The sequence below is a fragment of the Micromonospora sp. BQ11 genome, from assembly GCF_052068135.1.
In the GTDB taxonomy this organism is placed as follows: Bacteria; Actinomycetota; Actinomycetes; order Mycobacteriales; family Micromonosporaceae; genus Micromonospora.
On sequence record NZ_JBQHDB010000001.1, the window covers coordinates 807,759 to 824,745 of the forward strand.

The window sequence follows — 16,987 nt, forward strand, 5'->3', positions numbered from 1 at the left end:
CCCGGGTGGGGGCGGGCCCTCGTGTCGTCCGGTGGGCCGGCGCGGCGTCAGGAGCGCAGGCCGTTGCGGCGCAGCACCGTGTCGCCGATGACGATGACCAGCAGCAGCAGGGCGATCCCGAAGAGCCAGATGTGCTCGACCCTGCCCTGCTCGTTGCCGCAGAAACCCATCAACATCAGGAACACCGCCGAGAGCACCGCGCCGATGCGTCCGGACTTGCGGTGCCCCGGCTTGTGCTGGTCCGGCGCCGTTACCGGCTCGCTTCCTGCCACTGTCGGTCCTTCCCTCGCGATCAGATCTCCGGATAGTCTGGCACGCCCCACGCCGGGCCCGGCGCAGGGTCCGACGTGATGGAGAGCGCATGACGCGCGAGGACGACCGCGAGCTGTTGAAGACGGCGTACGAGGCGTGGGAGGCGGAGAACTGGCCGGTCGCCGGGGAACTGCTGGAGCGCCTGGCGCGGCGGCACCCGGATCTTCCCCCGTCCGGAACGTGGTGGTACGACGCCGCACTGGCCTACAAGTTCCTGCGTAACTGGGCCAAGGCGTACGAGCTCGGACGGGAGGCGGCGGCCCGGGCGAATCGAGGGGCCGAGGACCCGGCGTTCTGGAACCTGGGCATCGCCGCGACGATCATGGAGGACTGGCCCACCGCCCGGGACGCCTGGCAGGGCTACGGCCTCCCCGTCCCGGACGGCGACGGCGAGGTCCTGGCGGACTTCGGGGCCACCCCGGTCCGGCTCGTCAACGGCGAGGTGGTGTGGGCGCAGCGGCTCTGCCCGACCCGGGCGCGGGTGCTCAACGTCCCCACCCCGGAGTCCGGCCGCCGGTTCGGCGAGGTGGTGGTCCACGACGGGACGCCGAACGGCGAGCGGACGGTCGACGGGCGGACGTTCCCGGTCTTCGACGAGTTACTGCTGTTCCGGGCGTCGGACCTGCCGACCACCACCGTCGAGGTGGTCGTCGAGGAGTCCGAGGACGTCCTGGCTCTGGCCGAGTTCTTCGACGAACGCGGGTACGCGGCGGAGCCGGCCAGCGGGGTGCGGACCATCTGCGCGTGTTGCAGCGAGGGAAGTGTGAGTCAGAACCGGAACCACCAGGTCGCCGGTGGGCAGCGGGTGTACGTGGCCGCGCCGTCGGGCGAGGTAGCCGGACTCCTGGACGCCTGGTGCGCCGCCGCGCCGCAGCGACGGAGCTGGACGCCTCCGGTCGAGAGCTGACCCGGGTCCGTGGACCCGTTCTCGCGGGGGACGACCGGTACTACCGGCGTCGCGGGGCGGGGGTCAGAGTGGCTCCGGTAGCGTTCTGACGTACACCTTGTTTGTCTTTTTGAGGGGGAACTGCGGTGCGAGTGACCGGTACGGGGCACGCCAGCATGCGGATCGACACGGCCGCGGGCAGCATCCTGTGCGACCCGTGGGTCAATCCGGCCTACTTCGCGTCCTGGTTCCCGTTCCCCGACAACTCCCTCCTCGACTGGAAGGCCCTGGGCCAGGTCGACTACCTGTACGTGTCGCACCTGCACCGGGACCACTTCGACGCCAAGCACCTGCGCGACTTCGTGTCCAAGGACGCCACCGTCCTGCTCCCCGAGTTCCCGACCTCGGAGATGGAGGACGAGCTGCGGGAGCTGGGCTTCACGAAGTTCCTCAAGGCGCCGAACGAGCAGGTCGTGGAGCTGCCCGGTGGCCTGAAGATCATGATTCAGGCGCTGACCAGCCCGACCGACGGCCCGATCGGCGACTCGTCGCTGTGGGTGGAGTACGACGGGGTGCGCCTGCTCAACCAGAACGACGCCCGCCCCACCGACCTGAGCGTCTTCGCCGAGCTGGGCCACGTACACGCGCACATGCTCCAGTTCTCCGGCGCGATCTGGTACCCGATGGTGTACGAGCTGCCGCAGGCGGCGAAGACCGCGTTCGGCAAGCAGAAGCGGGACCGGCAGTTCGACCGCACCTGGCGCTACATCGACGACCTGAAGGCCGACAACGTCTTCCCGATCGCCGGTCCGCCGTGCTTCCTGGACGACGCGCTGTGGCAGTTCAACGACATCCACGGCGACGAGGGCAACATCTTCCCCGACCAGTCGGTCTTCCTGGCCGAGTACGCGAAGGTCGGCGGCACCAACGGCATCGTGCTGCTGCCGGGCAGCGTCGCCGAGGTCACCACGGAGGGCACCACCACCACGCACCCGGTGCCGGTGGAGGAGTACTTCGCGAACAAGACCGCGCACCTGGAGGAGATGCGGGAGCGCAAGCGCCCGATCATCGAGGCGGAGAAGGCGTCCTGGCGGCACCCGGAGATCGACGTGCTGGCCGAGATGAAGCGCCGCATCGAGCCACTGCTGGACGAGTCGATCTACCTCGCCAAGGGCGTCGGGGGCCCGGTCCGCTTCGACCTCGTCGGGTACGACGGTGAGAGCGTCGAGTCGATCGTGGTGGACTTCCCCGGCAAGGAGGTCCGGCCGTACGCGGACGAGAAGGTCCGCTACCGCTTCCGCACCGAACGCGCGCTGATCGAGCACCTGTTCCACATCGGCGAGGTGGACTGGGTCAACTCGCTCTTCCTGTCCTGCCGCTTCTCGGCGGCCCGGATCGGCCAGTACAACGAGTTCGTCTACGCCTTCTTCAAGTGCCTGTCGAGCGAGCGCCTCCAGTACGCCGAGGGCTGGTACGACGAGCACGAGCGGGCCGTCGACGCCGAGGACATCACCCTCGGCGACTGGGTCGTGCAGCGCCGCTGCCCGCACCTGAAGGCGGACCTGAGCCGGTTCGGCATCGTCGAGGGCGACCAGCTCACCTGCCAGCTGCACGGCTGGCGGTTCGACCTGCCCAGCGGCCGTTGCCTGACCAGCGTCGGGCACAAGGTCCGCGCCCACCGGGCCGACGAGCACACCCCCGCCCCGGCCGGCGGGGCGCTCACCTGAGCGTGCGCCCCGCTCGGTCCACGCGTTAAGAAGGGGCCCTTCCTCTACCCCAGGCGTTAAGCGGGGGCCCTTCCTTACACCTTCAGGTCGGTGAGGATGCGTCGGGCGGCGTTGTGGCCGGCGGCGCCGATCACGCTGCCGGCCGGGTGGCAGCCGGCGCTGCCCGCGTACACGCCGTCGATCCCGGTCGCGTACGGCATGCGGTCGGTGAACGAGACGGTGTTGTCGACGTGGTGGATGTGCCCGCCGGTGATGCCGAAGTGCGCCTCGATGCCGGGCGGGGGAAGCGGCACCGCGTCGGCGATCAGGTCGGCGGTGCCTGGGGCGTACCGCTCGCAGATGGCGATCAGCCTGTCCACGTACCCGGGCAGGGCCTCGTCCCACGTCGTGCCGGCCGGCGCGTACGGCACGGACTGCACGAACAGCGCCGACGAGTGGTGGCCGGCGGGGTCGGACAGCGACGGGTCGACGGTGGTGTGCAGGTACCACTCGATCGTCGGCTCCTCGGGCAGCCGCCCGGCCTGCACGTCGGCCCACATCGCGCGCAGCGCCGCCATCGGCGAGCCGCCACCCGAGCCGACCAGGGACGCCGAGCCGGGCAGCAGATGGATCGTCGAGCCGAACGGGCTCGGGGCGTCGGCGGGCAGGCAGGAGAAGCGGGGCAGACCGGTCAGCGCCAGGTTGAGTTTCAGCGTGGTGCCGGGGCGGCGGACCGCGGCCATCCGTTCACCGAGGCCCGCCGGGAGCGCACCGTCGGGCAGCAGGTCCATCAGGCGGTACGGGTCGCACGCCCCGAGCACGACCTCGGCGGACACCTGCCGACCGTCGGCCAGCACGACGCCGCCGGCCGCGCCGCCGTCCAGGGTGATCGCCTCGACCGGCGTACCGCTGAGGATCCGCGCGCCGGCGGCCCGGGCGGCGTCGGCGAAGGTGCGGGACACGGTGCCCATGCCGCCCTCGGCGATCATCCAGGTGCCGTCCGCGCCGGGCAGGCGGCACATGTTGTGCACCAGGAAGTTGTGCCCGGTGCCCGGGTCGTCGGGGCCGGCGTTGAGGCCGGAGAGGCCGTCGGTGACCGCGTACATGCTGACCAGCAGTTCGGAGCGGAACTCGAAACGGGCCAGGTGGTCGGCGACCGACCCGCGGACCAGGTCGACGAAGACCTGCCGCAGCGCGGGCCGCACGTACCGCTCGGCGGTCTCCTCCACCGGCAGCGGCTCCGACAGCCAGGCGGGCGCGAGATCCTCGCGGAGGGCGGCCAGCTCGGCCTGGAGCGCGTCGTCGGCGGCCACGTCGGCGGGGGAGAAGAACTCCGCGAGCTGGCGCCGGGTCGCGGCGTGGTCGCTGCCCATCAGCAGGTACGGCGACCCGGGACCGCCCGGGGTGGGCAGGAAGTAGTGCGGGTCCCGCCGCAGCACCGGGATCGTCACGTCGAGCGTGGCGAGCAGTTCGGGCGGCATCAGGCCGAGCAGGTACGAACCGGTGGAGTGGCGCAGCTCGGGCACCTTCGGGAACGGGTTCTCGGTGCGCGTCGCTCCGCCGATCACCTCGGCCGCCTCCAGTACCAGCACGTCCAGCCCGGCGCGCGCCAGCATGATCGCGGACACCAGCCCGTTGTGCCCCGCACCGACGACGACGACGTCCACCCGCTCCGGCAGCCCCTGCTCACCCATGCCGCCGAACCTAACCCCTCCCCGCCGGCCGGTCACCCCCAGCTCAGGGGTGGGTGGGGTGGAGTTGGGTGGCGAAGGTGGCCAGTTCCAGTTCGAAGAGGTGTTCGGCGTCGGTCATCGCCCAGCTGATCTGGTCGAAGACCTCCATGGCGATGAGGCCGTAGAGGCGGGTCCAGCCGGACAGGAACGCCCAGGCCACCTCGATCGGGACCTCGCCGTGGCTCTGGCGCAGTGGTTCCAGTCGCCCGCCCAGGTGTCGTTCCAGGACCTCGGCGGGGGGAGTGGGGAACGGGGAGCGGTGCCACAGGTGGAGCAGCGGCTGCACGAAGACCGCACCGAAGCGGGCGCCGGGATGGTCGGGATCGACGCACCCCTCCACGAAGGCCTCCAGCCCGGGCGTGGGGGCGCCGAAGATCAGACCGAATTCGGCGGGATGCCCCACCGACCAGGCCCGGAAGGCACGGGCCATGGCGAGCAGTTGGGCCACCTCGTCGTCGCCGGCGTCGTCCCGGGCCGTCTCCAGGAGTGCGGTCAACTCCTCGTACAGGTCGCCGGCCAGCGCGCCGACCAGCGCCTCGAGGCTGGGGAAGTACCGGTAGATGGCCGGGGCGGTCATGCCCATGTCCCGGGCGATGGCACGCAGGGAGACCGCCTCCACGCCGCCGTCGACCAGCAGTCGCCGCGCGCCGCCCTTGATCTCGGCGACGGTCGCCGTACGCAGGCGCTCCCGTCGGGACGGTGCGGTCATCCGGTGAACCCCCTTGACTGAAGAGAACGCCGTTGCGATAGTTAACGGCGTTCACTCAAATGAGCGATGGTTACAGCTTAGCCGTCGGTGGAGGGGGAAGCGAATGTTCGCCTGGTGGGGACGGGTGGTGGTGCGGTTGCGGTGGGCGGTGCTGGCCGCCGCCCTGGTGCTGGTCGCGGTCGGGGCGACCTGGGGCGCCGGGGTCTTCGGTCAGCTGACCGGTGGAGGCTTCGACGACCCGGCGAGCGAGTCCAGTCGCGCCGCCGAGCGGATCAGCGCCGAACTGGGGCCGCAGGGCGCGGACCTCGTCGTGCTCTGGTCCAGCGACGCGACGACCGTGGACCAGCCGGCCTTTCGTGACCCGGTCGCCGCGACCGTCGACCGGCTGCGCGGGCGGGCCGAGGTGACCAGCGTGGTCACCTGGTACGACACGCAGGCCCCCGGGCTGGTCTCGACCGACCGCCGGGCCACCTACGCGGCGGTCCAGCTCCGCGCCTCCGACGAGGACGGCAAGACCGAGGCGTACGAGGCACTGCGCCCCGCCCTCGACGCGCCCGGGCTGCGGACCGAGGTCGGCGGTACCGTGGCCTTCCTGCACGACGCGAACACCCGCACCACCGAGGACATCACCCGCGCCGAGATCCTCTCCATGCCGGTGCTCCTGGTGCTGCTCGTGCTGATCTTCGGTGGCCTGGTGGCGGCGGCGACCCCGCTGCTGGTCGGCGGGTTGGCGATCCTCGGCGCGTTCGTCGCCGTCCGGCTGGTCAACCTGGTCGCCGACGTGTCGATCTTCGCGATCAACATCATCACGCTGATCGGTCTCGGCATGGCCGTGGACTACGCCCTGTTCGTGGTCAGCCGCTTCCGCGAGGAACTGGCCGCCGGCCACGACACCGCCGCCGCGATCCGCCGGACCATGGCCACCGCCGGCCGTACCGTCCTGGTCTCCGGCCTCACCATCGCGCTCGCCATGGGCAGCCTGCTGATCTTCCCGCAGGCGTTCCTGCGCTCGATGGGCCTGGGCGGGATGGCCGCCGTCCTGGTCGCCATGCTCGCGGCACTCACCGTGCTGCCGGCCCTGCTCGCGGTGCTCGGCCACCGCATCGACGCGGTGCGCGTACCGATGCCGTGGCGGCGTGGTTCGCGCAGCGGGCGGCCGGCGACGGGGGCGTCCGGCGGCGCCTGGGCCCGGATCGCGCGGAGCGTGATGCGGCGTCCGGTGCGCTACCTGGTCGGGGTGGTGCTCCTGCTCGGGCTGCTGGCGGTGCCGTCGCTGCGGATGCAGTTCGGCGGCTTCGACGAGCGGGTGCTGCCGGCGGACGCCGCGCCCCGGGTGGTGTCCGAGCGGATCGCCGACGAGTTCCCCGGCGGCACGGTCGCGCCGATCGACGTGCTGGTGTCGGGCGCCGACCCGGCGCGGACCCAGGCGTTCGCCGACCGGATCGCCGCGGTCCCGGGCGTCACCGGCGTGCAGGTGGTGGCCAACCGCGACGTCTCGACGCTGCTGGCCGTGGGCTATCCGGGGGAGCCGACCGGCGACGTGGCCCAGGACATCGTCCGGGAGGTGCGCGCGCTGCCCGTGCCCGACGGGGCGGAGGTGCTCGTCGGGGGCCGGCCCGCCGCCGACCGGGACCTGCTGGACAGCCTCGGCGACCGCCTGCCGTGGATGGCCCTGCTGATGGCCGCGGCGACGCTGGTGCTGCTCTTCCTCGCGTTCGGTTCGGTCGTGCTGCCGGTGAAGGCGGTGCTGATGAACGTGATCTCGCTCGGCGCGTCGTTCGGCGTGGTGGTCTGGATCTTCCAGGACGGCAACCTCGCCGGCCTGCTCGGGTTCACCGCGACCGGCTTCATCGAGCCCAGCAACCCGATCCTCATGCTGGCCCTGCTGTTCGGGCTGGCCACCGACTACGAGGTGTTCCTGCTGTCCCGGGTCCGCGAGGAGTGGGACCGCACCGGCGACAACACCGCCGCCGTGACCGTCGGCCTCCAGGCCACCGGCCGGATCATCACCGCCGCCGCGCTGCTGCTCATCGTCGTGGTGGCCGGCTTCGCCACCGGCTCGATGTCCTACATCAAGCTGATCGGCGTCGGCATGATCGTGGCCATCGTGGTGGACGCGACGCTGGTCCGGGCGCTGCTCGTGCCGGCGACGATGCGGCTGCTCGGCCGCGGGAACTGGTGGGCGCCGGGGCCGCTGGGCCGGGTCTACCGCCGGTACGGCATCCGGGAGACCGCCGAGCCCGAGCCGGTCGCCCCGGAGACCCGTCATCCCATGTTCACCGGATAGTGGCTTTCGTCGATGCCCCGCCGGCCCTAGCGTCGGCGGGGCATGGACCACACCCCGGGAGGTCATCCGATGGACCGTCGTACCGTCCTGCGCGCCACCGTCGCCGGTGGCGCCGCCGCCTTCTCCGGCAGCCTCTGGGCCGGCGCCGCCCTGGCCGCGCCCGCCCAGCCGGGCCCGAGCCCGTACGGGGACCTGCTCGCCGCCGACGCCAACGGTGTCCAGTTGCCCGCCGGCTTCACCAGCCGGGTGCTCGCCCGCTCGGGACAGCGGGTCGCCGGCACCTCGTACGTGTGGCACTTCGCGCCCGACGGCGGGGCCTGCTTCCCGGCCGGCGACGGCTGGATCTACGTCTCCAACTCCGAGGTCCCGCTGGTCGGCGGCGCGTCGGCGGTCCGCTTCTCCGCCGACGGGTCGGTCGCCGCGGCGTACCGGATCCTCGGCGGCACCAACGTCAACTGCGCCGGCGGGGCGACCCCGTGGGGCACCTGGCTCTCCTGCGAGGAGGTGCCGCTCGGGCGGGTCTTCGAGACCTGGCCCGACGGCAGCCGGGCCGCCGAGGCACGCACCCGGATGGGCCGCTTCACCCACGAGGCGGCGGCCTGCGACCCCGACCGGCGAGTGGTCTACCTGACCGAGGACGAGTCCGACGGCTGCTTCTACCGGTTCGTCCCGGACACCTGGGGCGACCTGCGCACCGGCCGGCTCCAGGTGCTCTGCGCCCCCACCGACCAGGTCTCCGGCCCGGTGAGCTGGCGGGACGTCCCGGACCGGGACGGCTTCCCGATCTTCACCCGCTGGCAGGTGGGCGCGGCCAAGCACTTCAACGGCGGCGAGGGCGCCTGGTACGACCGGGGCACCTGCTGGTTCACCACGAAGGGCGACAACCGGGTGTGGGCGTACGACGCGGTCAACCAGCGGCTCGACCTCGCGTACGACGACTCGCTGGTCCCGGCCGGCGCGGCCCCGCTGACCGGGGTGGACAACATCACCGGCACCGCCGGCGGTGACCTGTACGTCGCCGAGGACGGCGGCGACATGGAAATCAACGTGATCACCCCGGCCGGTGTGGTCGCCCCGTTCCTGCGCCTGCTCGGCCAGGGCTCGTCGGAGATCACCGGCCCGGCGTTCTCCCCGGACGGCAGCCGCCTCTACTTCTCCTCACAGCGCGGCTCCAGCGGCGAGCGCACCGGCAGCGGCGGCATCACCTACGAGGTGACCGGCCCGTTCCGCCGCTGACCTCCGCGCCCCGGTCCGCCGGGTCGTCGCCCGACGACCCGGCGCGGACGGCGCGCCAGCGGGACAGGGCCAGGGTGGCGGAGTAGCCGGCCAGGACGATCACGTGGAAGAGGTACAGCCAGAGCAGCACCGCCACCCCCGCGCCGATCTCGGTGAAGCCACCGAACGGCACCCCCAGGTCGATCGGCAGCGACGCGAACAGCACGAAGCCGTGCAGGAAACCGGACAGGTTCGCGGCCGTGAACGAGCCCACGCCCAGGGTCGACAACCAGTCCGGCGACGCCGGCCCGACGACCCGGAACACCCACAGCAGCACCGGGGTGAGCACCAGCCAGACCCCCAGGAACGACAGCACCACCCCGAGCGCACCGATCCAGCCGCCCTGGCGGACCAGCCCGGTGGTGGTGGGCAGCGCCAGCAGGATCGAGAACAGCAGCGCCGGAGCGGGTGCCAGGAGCGGGAGCAGCAGCAGGCGGCCCCGCCAGCCCACCAGCGACTCGTCGCTGCGCGGCACGGCCACCGAGACGAACGCCCGGCGCAGCCCCTCGCCGTACAGCGACGCGGGCAGCAGCGACGCCAGCGCCAGCAGCGGGGTCAACCCCACCCCGGCCTCGACCAGCGCGGCCACCGCGTGGGGCGCGCCGATCGCGTCCGGCAGCGCGTCCACCGCGTACGACGTGAGCCGACGGACCCGGTCCGCGCCCGCCACCAGCGCGGTCAACCAGATCGCCAGGAGCGCCACCGGCACCACGGCGATCGCCGCGTAGAAGGTGATCGCGGCGGCGTGCAGCGACAGGTCCCGTCCGCGTACCGGACGGAAGGCGGCACTGGTGATCCGCTTCGTCCGCTGCCATCCGCTGCCCACCGCGTTCCTGTTCCCCCTCGCGCCTCCGCCCACGCATTAAGATCGCCCGCCATGACCGTAGTCACCACCGAACGCCTCGTGATCCGCGACTGGACCGACGCGCCCGGCGACCTCGAGCGGATCTACGACATCTACCGGCGTGCGGAGGTCACCCGCTGGCTGTCGGCACCGGGCCTGCCGCTGACCGACGCGGCCCAGGCGGCCGAGCGGCTGGCGGCCTGGCGGGCGCGGCACGCGGGTGACGCGGGCCGGTACGGCACGTGGGCGATCGAGGTGCGGGAGACCGGTGTGGTCGCCGGCACGGTGCTGCTCCTGCCGCTGCCTCGGCGGGACCGGTCGCGGCGGACCGGGGACATCGAGGTCGGCTGGCACCTGCACCCCGACTCGTGGGGTCACGGGCACGCCACCGAGGCGGCGCGTGCGGTCGTCGCGCGGGAGTTCGCCGCCGGCACCCCACGGGTGTACGCGGTGGTCGCCCCGGGGAACGAGGCGTCGATGGCGGTGTGCCGCCGCCTCGGGATGACCCACCTCGGTCGCCGCACCGACTGGTACGGCGGCGTGGAACTGGAGACCTTCGCCCTGGACGCCACGCCCCCGAAATGATCGACTCGATGTCAGTGATGTCGGGCTGACAACCTCACCCGGACACCGCGATGTCACTGACATCGAGTCGATCATGTTCCGAGTCCGCCGAACGCCGGTAGACCTATCCTGACGCCTACCGCGGCGGAGGTGAGGTGGTCATTCATGCGGGACCGGGTTGATTCGGATGATCGACGCGACGTCGACAGGGCACTTGCGGTTGCTGTCGCCAACCGCGTGACCTCGGTGATTCCGATCTTCATCGGGCGACTCGACGGGCTGGGGCACACCGACACCTTCGACATCAAGCAGGGCGTCGAGATGAAATGGCGTGAGCTGGGGGGCGTACCGTCCTCGGGCGACCTGGAGCGGCTGGTGGTGTCGAACCTTCCCCGCTTTCGGGAAAGGGCGTTGGGTTCCGGCCTGGCGGGAGCGGACGCGGTGGCCGCGGCGGTCGACGTGATCGCGGCCCTGCTCGCCCCCTCCCGAGCAGGTGAGGACCGCCTGCCGAATGTCTCGTCCGGAGCGTTGCAGGTTGCTCTCCAGATGGACCGGACCTCTCTGCCGCCCCCGTTGGACGCCAGCAGTTGGTTGGCCTTCGAACTGAGGGGGCAGGCCGAACTCGTCGATCGTGTGGTGCCTTCGAACACGGATGTCGCGCAGGACCTCGTGTTCGCGTTGCGTAACGAGTCCGGAGCGCAGTCGATGACCTATCGCAACGCCATGCGGGCACTGCTCCGTCCCTGAGCCGTCGCGTTCGGGGAGGGCGCACACCGGCAGCGGCCAGCCCGAGCGACAGGGTGTGCACGGGACGGGTCGGGGCCGGACACGGTGTGCGACGCGGCTGTCCGAGGGCTGTGGTGGCTAGGCTGGGCCGAGCAGGATGGTCCGCTGAGGGGGTGAGCCCGGATGGCCCAGGCAGCGTTCGCGCCGGAGCCGGCACCGCAGCCCAACGAGCCGTCGTTCGACGTGCTGCGGTGGCACGACGAGCCGTGGACCGCGCAGCTCGCCCTCGACCTGTTGCCGGAGACCAACGGTCCCAAGGTTGAGGTCCTGAGCGGAAGCGTGATCGTGACCCCACACGCCGGAATCGACCACCAGTCGGTGGAACGTGAACTTCCCTATCTCCTGCACCGCGCCGCCCGTCGTGCGGGCCTGTGGGTCTACCCCGAGATCAACCTGATCTGCGGCAAGGACCTGTTCATCCCCGACATCGCGGTGCTCCGCACCTCCGGCGGCGGTCGGTCGGCCGTCGACATCCGTCAGGCCGTCCTGCTCGGGGAGATCGTGTCGCCGGGCAACCGGCGCAAGGACGTCATCGACCGCCCCCGCGAGTACGCAGCCGCGGGTGTGCCGTTCTTCCTTCGCGTGGACCTGCGCAACAGGGTGCCCACCGTCGCTCTCTTCGAGTTGAACGAGGGAGAGTACCGGCCGGTCAGCGCCGCGGCGGCGGGCAGCACCTTCACCATGACGGAGCCCTTCGCGTTCTCCGTCGACCCGGCCGACCTCCTGGACGAGGAGGCACCGGAGGAAGCAGCGCCGGAAGCGCCGGACACGGAGGGCTGAGGCTCCCGGCGGGCGCTCAGGACCCTGGGGAAGAATGGCCGCGTGACTTCTCCCCGGGACCTCGTCCTGCTCGGTTCCACCGGCTCGATCGGTACGCAGGCCATCGACATCGTGCGGCGCAACCCGGACCGGTTCCGGGTGGTGGCGCTCGGCGCGGGCGGCGGCAACGTCGAGCTGCTCGCCGCCCAGGCCCTCGAACTGGGCGTCGAGGCGGTCGGCGTGGCGAAGGCGTCCGCCGCGCAGGACCTCCAGCTCGCCTTCTACGCGGAGGCGAGCCGGCGCGGCTGGGCCACCGGCGACTTCAAGCTTCCCAAGATCGTGGCCGGGCCGGACGCGATGACCGAGCTGGCGCAGTGGCCCTGTGACGTCGTCCTCAACGGGGTGGTCGGCTCGCTGGGGCTCGCGCCGACGCTGGCGGCACTACGTGCCGGTCGTACGCTCGCGCTCGCCAACAAGGAGTCCCTCGTCGCCGGCGGCCCCCTGGTCCGGGCCGCGGTGACGCGGCCGGGGCAGATCGTCCCGGTGGACTCCGAGCACTCGGCGCTGGCCCAGTGCCTGCGCTCCGGGTCGCGGGCCGAGGTGCGGCGGTTGATCGTCACCGCCAGCGGCGGACCGTTCCGGGGCAAGCGGCGGGACGAGTTGACGTCTGTCACACCCGAGCAGGCGCTCGCGCACCCGACGTGGAACATGGGCCCGGTCGTCACGATCAACTCCGCGACCATGGTCAACAAGGCGCTGGAGGTGATCGAGGCGCACGAGCTGTTCGACGTGCCGTACGCCGACATCACCGTGATGGTGCACCCGCAGTCGGTGATCCACTCGATGGTCGAGTTCGTCGACGGCTCCACCATCGCCCAGGCCAGCCCACCGGACATGCGGCTGCCGATCGCGCTCGGCATCGGCTGGCCGGACCGGGTGGCCGACGCCGCCTCGGCGGTGGACTGGACCAAGGCCCACACCTGGGAGTTCGCGCCCCTGGACGACGAGGCGTTCCCGGCCGTCGCGCTGGCCAAGGCGGCCGGCGAGGCGGGCCGGTGCCGACCGGCCATCTACAACGCGGCGAACGAGGAGTGCGTGGCGGCGTTCGTGGCGGGACGGCTGCCCTTCCTGGGCATCGTCGACACCCTCCAGCGCGTGTTGGAGGACGCTCCCGACTTCACCGAACCAGGTACCGTCGAAGACGTGCTCACGGCGGAGTCGTGGGCGCGGGCGCACGCTCAGGAGATCATCGCGGGTTCGGTGGAAGGAGCTTGATGGCATACCTGCTCGGGGTGACGCTCTTCGCCCTCGCGATCCTCATCTCGGTGAGCCTCCACGAGGCGGGGCACATGCTCACCGCGAAGGCCTTCGGCATGAAGGTCACCCGCTACTTCGTCGGCTTCGGCCCGACCCTCTGGTCGTTCAAGCGGGGCGAGACCGAGTACGGCCTCAAGGGCATCCCGCTCGGCGGTTTCTGCAAGATCGTCGGAATGACGCCCCAGGACGACGACGTCGACCCGGCCGACGAACCCCGCGCGATGTGGCGCTACCCGGTCTGGAAGCGGACGATCGTGATGTCCGCGGGCTCGGTGACCCACTTCATCCTCGCGGTGGGCGCCCTGTGGATCATCGCGATCACCGCCGGCCTGCCGAACCCGAACTTCCCCAGCACCGAGGCGGCGATCCGCCAGGAGCCGGCGGTCATCCAGCTCTCCGAGTGCGTGGTCCCGGAGAACGCGGTGCGCGAGTGCACCGCCTCCGACGCGGCCAGCCCGGCCGCCCAGGCGCAACTGCGCGACGGCGACCGGATCACCTCGGTCAACGGCACGCCGATCGCTAACTACGGCGAGCTGCTCACCACGCTGCGCTCGCTCAAGCCGGGTGACACCGCGCAGATCGCGTACGTCCGCGACGGGCAGGAGGCCACGACCAGCACGGTGCTCGCGCAGACCCAGCGCCCGCCGCTGGACGACCCGAAGGGCGCCGTCACGGCGGTCGCCGCGCTCGGCGTCGGCCTGGTCCCGAGCACGCCCACCCGGATCGAGTACGGCCCGGTCGCCGCCGTCGGCGCCACCGCCGACTTCACCGGCGACATGGCGGTCAACACGTTCGAGGCGCTGAAGCGCATCCCGGAGAAGATCCCCGCCCTGTGGACCGCCATCACCGGCGGCGAGCGGGACGTGGACACCCCGATCAGCGTGGTCGGCGCCAGCCGGCTCGGCGGCGAGGCCGTCGAGAACGAGGCCTGGCTGCTGTTCTTCATGCTCTTCGTCTCACTGAACTTCTTCATCGGTGTGTTCAACCTGCTGCCGCTGCTGCCACTGGACGGCGGCCACATCGCCATCGCCTGGTTCGAGCGGACCCGCTCCTGGCTCTACGCCCGGCTGCGCCGCCCCGACCCGGGGCGCGTCGACTACCTCAAGCTCATGCCCTTCACGTACGCGGTGATCCTGATCGGTGGCGCGTTCACGCTGCTGACCATCACCGCGGACGTCGTCAACCCCATCACGCTCTTCTCAAGGTGAGTGCCTGAAGTGACCGCTGTCAGTCTCGGTATCCCCGCCGTACCGCCCCCGCCGCTCGCGCCGCGCCGGGCGAGCCGCCAGATCATGGTTGGCTCGGTGCCGGTCGGCGGCGGCGCGCCGGTCTCCGTGCAGTCCATGACCACGACCCTCACCTCCGACGTCAACGCGACGCTCCAGCAGATCGCCGAGCTGACCGCGTCCGGCTGCCAGATCGTCCGGGTCGCCGTACCCAGCCAGGACGACGTGGAGGCGCTGCCGGCGATCGCCAAGAAGTCGCAGATTCCGGTCATCGCCGACATCCACTTCCAGCCGAAGTACGTCTTCGCCGCCATCGACGCGGGCTGCGCGGCCGTCCGGGTCAACCCGGGCAACATCCGGCAGTTCGACGACAAGGTCAAGGAGATCGCCAGGGCCGCCGGCGACGCGGGTGTGCCGATCCGCATCGGCGTCAACGCCGGCTCGCTGGACAAGCGGCTGCTCGCCAAGTACGGCAAAGCCACCGCCGAGGCGCTGGTCGAGTCGGCGCTGTGGGAGTGCTCGCTGTTCGAGGAGCACGGCTTCCGCGACATCAAGATCTCCGTCAAGCACAACGACCCGGTCGTGATGATCCGGGCGTACCGCCAGCTCGCCGCGCAGTGCGACTACCCGCTGCACCTGGGCGTCACCGAGGCCGGCCCCGCCTTCCAGGGCACCATCAAGTCGGCCGTCGCGTTCGGTGCGCTGCTGGCCGAGGGGATCGGCGACACCATCCGCGTCTCCCTCTCCGCCCCGCCGGTGGAGGAGATCAAGGTCGGCAACCAGATCCTGGAGTCGCTGGGCCTGCGTGAGCGTGGCCTGGAGATCGTCTCCTGCCCGTCCTGCGGCCGGGCCCAGGTGGACGTGTACAAGCTCGCCGAGGAGGTCACCGCCGGCCTCGAAGGGCTGCCGGTGCCGCTGCGCGTCGCCGTCATGGGCTGCGTCGTGAACGGCCCGGGTGAGGCCCGCGAGGCCGACCTCGGCGTCGCCTCGGGCAACGGCAAGGGCCAGATCTTCGTCAAGGGCCAGGTCGTCAAGACGGTCCCCGAGGCGCAGATCGTGGAGACGCTGATCGAGGAGGCGCTGCGGATCGCCGACGAGATGGGCGCGGAGATCCCCGAGGAGCTGCGGGACATGCTCCCCGGCGCCACCGTCACCGTGCACTGACCCACCACGCCGTCGTGCGTCGGCCCCGACCGCCCCTTTCGGTGGTCGGGGCCTTTTCCTGGGTACGCCCCGACGACTCCCACCCGGTCGAGCTCGCCACTCGACCCACGCGGGGCCGGGGCGATCTGGCAGGCTGGTAGCCGTGCTGACGGTGCCGGTACGGCAACTGGGGGAATCGGAGCGCCGCGCGGTCGAGCGTCTGCTCGATCTGGACCCGTTCGCGGGCGCGCAGGTCGCCGAGCGGATCGCCGCGCGCGGCCTCGCCTGGTGGCGTGCCGAGGGACGGGTGCTGGGCTACGGCAACCGTCGCAACCTCGAATCGCTCTGCTGGCTCGGCGGCAACCTCACCCCGGTGCTCGCCTCGGAACCGGCCGTCGCCGCCTTCGCCGACCTGCTCGCCAACGAGGAACGGCTCTGCTCGTCGATCGTCGGCCGGGCCGACGCCGTGCTCGGCCTCTGGGACCGCCTCTCCGCGACCTGGGGGCCCGCCCGGGACGTACGCCCCAACCAGCCGTTGCTGGCGACGGACACGATGCCCGGCGTCGCGCCCGACCCGGAGGTGCGCCGGGTGCGCGGCGCGGAGGTCGACCGGCTCTTCCCGGCGGCCGTCGCGATGTACACCGAGGAGGTCGGGGTGTCGCCGCTGGCCGAGGACGGCGGGCGCAGCTACCGGCGGCGGGTCACCGACCTGGTCCGGGCCGGTCGGGCGTACGCCCGGTTCGTCGACGGTCAGGTCGTGTTCAAGGCGGAGCTGGCGGTGGTCACCCGGCGTACCGCCCAGGTGCAGGGGGTCTGGGTGGCCCCGGAGTGGCGGGGGCGGGGGATGGCCACCGCGGCGATGGCGGCCGTGGTGCGGGACGCGCTGCAGCGGGTCGCGCCGACGGTCAGTCTCTACGTCAACGACTTCAACCGGCCCGCCCGGCGGGTGTACGAGCGCTGCGGGTTCCGTCCGGTCGGCACCCTCGCGACCGTCCTCTTCTGAGCGGACCTGTGAAGAGGCCGCTGGCCGGCACCCGGTGTGCGGGTGCCGGCCAGCGGCGTGTTCCCCCTGTGTGGAAGGTCTGTGGTGGTCAGCTGTTCCAGTGCTCAGTTGTTCCAGTGCTCGGCGACGAGGTCGGCGGCCTGCTGTTCCCACTGGGCGTAGTGGAAGGGGTAGGCGGAGACCTGGACGGTCTGGGCGGCCTTGGTCAGTGGCATGTCCTGCCAGCCGTCGACCTGCTTGAGGCCCTTCAGGAAGGCGAGGGTCGAGTATTCGGGGTCGGTGATCTGCTCGACGGTGCCCCAACCCGAGCTGGGGCGCTGCTGGAACAGGCCCTGCGAGTCGTGGTCGTTGCGCTCACCCAGGTGACCCAGGTTCTCCAGCTTCGACTCCTGCAGTGCGGTGGCGATGGCGACCACGGCGGCGCGCTGGTCCATGTC

General features: G+C 71.7%; 15 protein-coding genes and 1 pseudogene. 11 read left to right on the forward strand and 5 right to left on the reverse strand.

The window, feature by feature from the left end; genetic code table 11:
* Positions 1–47: 47 nt before the first annotated feature.
* Entirely contained in the window at positions 48–272 is a 225-nt protein-coding gene (locus ACTMSW_RS03905; protein ID WP_441179014.1) for a DUF2631 domain-containing protein, read from the reverse strand.
* An 89-nt stretch (positions 273–361) separates the two neighbouring features.
* Between ACTMSW_RS03905 and ACTMSW_RS03910 the strand changes: the two genes are divergently transcribed.
* Both ACTMSW_RS03910 and ACTMSW_RS03915 read left to right on the forward strand, forming a co-directional pair.
* Entirely contained in the window at positions 362–1,219 is an 858-nt protein-coding gene (locus ACTMSW_RS03910; RefSeq protein WP_441179015.1) for a hypothetical protein, read from the forward strand.
* 125 nt (positions 1,220–1,344) lie between these two features.
* Positions 1,345–2,925, forward strand: a complete 1,581-nt coding sequence (locus ACTMSW_RS03915) for a Rieske 2Fe-2S domain-containing protein (RefSeq protein ID WP_441179016.1) — start codon at positions 1,345–1,347, stop codon at positions 2,923–2,925.
* Between the two features lie 74 nt (positions 2,926–2,999).
* Here the strand turns inward: ACTMSW_RS03915 and ACTMSW_RS03920 are convergent, their stop codons facing one another.
* Positions 3,000–4,598, reverse strand: coding sequence for a phytoene desaturase family protein (locus ACTMSW_RS03920; RefSeq protein WP_441179017.1), 1,599 nt, complete (start codon positions 4,596–4,598; stop codon positions 3,000–3,002).
* Between the two features lie 43 nt (positions 4,599–4,641).
* Entirely contained in the window at positions 4,642–5,346 is a 705-nt protein-coding gene (locus ACTMSW_RS03925) for a TetR/AcrR family transcriptional regulator (RefSeq protein WP_441179018.1), read from the reverse strand.
* A 103-nt stretch (positions 5,347–5,449) separates the two neighbouring features.
* On the opposite strand from ACTMSW_RS03925, the gene ACTMSW_RS03930 reads away from it, so the two are divergent.
* Both ACTMSW_RS03930 and ACTMSW_RS03935 read left to right on the forward strand, forming a co-directional pair.
* Positions 5,450–7,633 carry an MMPL family transporter gene (locus ACTMSW_RS03930; protein WP_441179019.1) on the forward strand — a complete coding sequence of 728 codons (2,184 nt, stop codon included), beginning with the start codon at positions 5,450–5,452 and terminating at the stop codon, positions 7,631–7,633.
* 69 nt (positions 7,634–7,702) lie between these two features.
* A complete protein-coding gene (locus tag ACTMSW_RS03935; protein ID WP_441179020.1) occupies positions 7,703–8,869 on the forward strand; it encodes an alkaline phosphatase PhoX in 1,167 nt (388 codons plus the stop codon).
* Here the strand turns inward: ACTMSW_RS03935 and ACTMSW_RS03940 are convergent.
* A complete protein-coding gene (locus ACTMSW_RS03940) occupies positions 8,835–9,734 on the reverse strand; it encodes a YhjD/YihY/BrkB family envelope integrity protein (RefSeq protein ID WP_441179021.1) in 900 nt (299 codons plus the stop codon). The genes ACTMSW_RS03935 and ACTMSW_RS03940 overlap by 35 nt on opposite strands.
* 51 nt (positions 9,735–9,785) lie before the next feature.
* Here ACTMSW_RS03940 and ACTMSW_RS03945 point away from each other — a divergent pair, with 51 nt between their 5' ends.
* From ACTMSW_RS03945 to ACTMSW_RS03975, 7 genes are all read left to right on the forward strand, one after another.
* Positions 9,786–10,337 carry a GNAT family N-acetyltransferase gene (locus ACTMSW_RS03945; RefSeq protein WP_441179022.1) on the forward strand — a complete coding sequence of 184 codons (552 nt, stop codon included), beginning with the start codon at positions 9,786–9,788 and terminating at the stop codon, positions 10,335–10,337.
* 144 nt (positions 10,338–10,481) lie between these two features.
* Positions 10,482–11,063 (forward strand): hypothetical protein, encoded by a 582-nt coding sequence (locus ACTMSW_RS03950; protein ID WP_441179023.1) that lies wholly within the window; start codon positions 10,482–10,484, stop codon positions 11,061–11,063.
* Positions 11,064–11,225: 162 nt separating this feature from the next.
* A complete protein-coding gene (locus ACTMSW_RS03955; protein ID WP_441179024.1) occupies positions 11,226–11,882 on the forward strand; it encodes a Uma2 family endonuclease in 657 nt (218 codons plus the stop codon).
* A 42-nt stretch (positions 11,883–11,924) separates the two neighbouring features.
* The gene (gene dxr, locus ACTMSW_RS03960; protein WP_441179025.1) at positions 11,925–13,136 is read left to right on the forward strand and encodes a 1-deoxy-D-xylulose-5-phosphate reductoisomerase; all 1,212 of its coding nucleotides are present in this window, start codon (positions 11,925–11,927) and stop codon (positions 13,134–13,136) included.
* Positions 13,136–14,386, forward strand: a complete 1,251-nt coding sequence (locus tag ACTMSW_RS03965; protein WP_441179026.1) for a M50 family metallopeptidase — start codon at positions 13,136–13,138, stop codon at positions 14,384–14,386. Before dxr ends, ACTMSW_RS03965 begins: the two co-directional genes overlap by 1 nt.
* Before the next feature lie 9 nt (positions 14,387–14,395).
* Positions 14,396–15,568: a flavodoxin-dependent (E)-4-hydroxy-3-methylbut-2-enyl-diphosphate synthase gene (ispG, locus tag ACTMSW_RS03970; protein ID WP_441179027.1), complete on the forward strand. Its 1,173-nt coding sequence runs from the start codon at positions 14,396–14,398 to the stop codon at positions 15,566–15,568.
* 142 nt (positions 15,569–15,710) lie between these two features.
* The gene (locus tag ACTMSW_RS03975; protein WP_441179028.1) at positions 15,711–16,550 is read left to right on the forward strand and encodes a GNAT family N-acetyltransferase; all 840 of its coding nucleotides are present in this window, start codon (positions 15,711–15,713) and stop codon (positions 16,548–16,550) included.
* A 104-nt stretch (positions 16,551–16,654) separates the two neighbouring features.
* On the opposite strand, the pseudogene ACTMSW_RS03980 reads toward ACTMSW_RS03975, so the two are convergent.
* Positions 16,655–16,987: pseudogene (locus ACTMSW_RS03980) on the reverse strand (hypothetical protein); the annotation flags it as partial.

Bases quoted from the DNA above. Each gene is read 5' to 3' on its own strand.
- ACTMSW_RS03920 (WP_441179017.1), bottom strand. From the start codon at position 4,598: ATGGGTGAGCAGGGGCTGCCGGAGCGGGTGGACGTCGTCGTCGTCGGT.
- ACTMSW_RS03930 (WP_441179019.1), top strand. From the start codon at position 5,450: ATGTTCGCCTGGTGGGGACGGGTGGTGGTGCGGTTGCGGTGGGCGGTG.
- ACTMSW_RS03945 (WP_441179022.1), top strand. From the start codon at position 9,786: ATGACCGTAGTCACCACCGAACGCCTCGTGATCCGCGACTGGACCGAC.
- ACTMSW_RS03935 (WP_441179020.1), top strand. From the start codon at position 7,703: ATGGACCGTCGTACCGTCCTGCGCGCCACCGTCGCCGGTGGCGCCGCC.
- ACTMSW_RS03955 (WP_441179024.1), top strand. From the start codon at position 11,226: ATGGCCCAGGCAGCGTTCGCGCCGGAGCCGGCACCGCAGCCCAACGAG.
- ACTMSW_RS03910 (WP_441179015.1), top strand. From the start codon at position 362: ATGACGCGCGAGGACGACCGCGAGCTGTTGAAGACGGCGTACGAGGCG.
- ACTMSW_RS03965 (WP_441179026.1), top strand. From the start codon at position 13,136: ATGGCATACCTGCTCGGGGTGACGCTCTTCGCCCTCGCGATCCTCATC.
- ACTMSW_RS03950 (WP_441179023.1), top strand. From the start codon at position 10,482: ATGCGGGACCGGGTTGATTCGGATGATCGACGCGACGTCGACAGGGCA.
- ACTMSW_RS03925 (WP_441179018.1), bottom strand. From the start codon at position 5,346: ATGACCGCACCGTCCCGACGGGAGCGCCTGCGTACGGCGACCGTCGCC.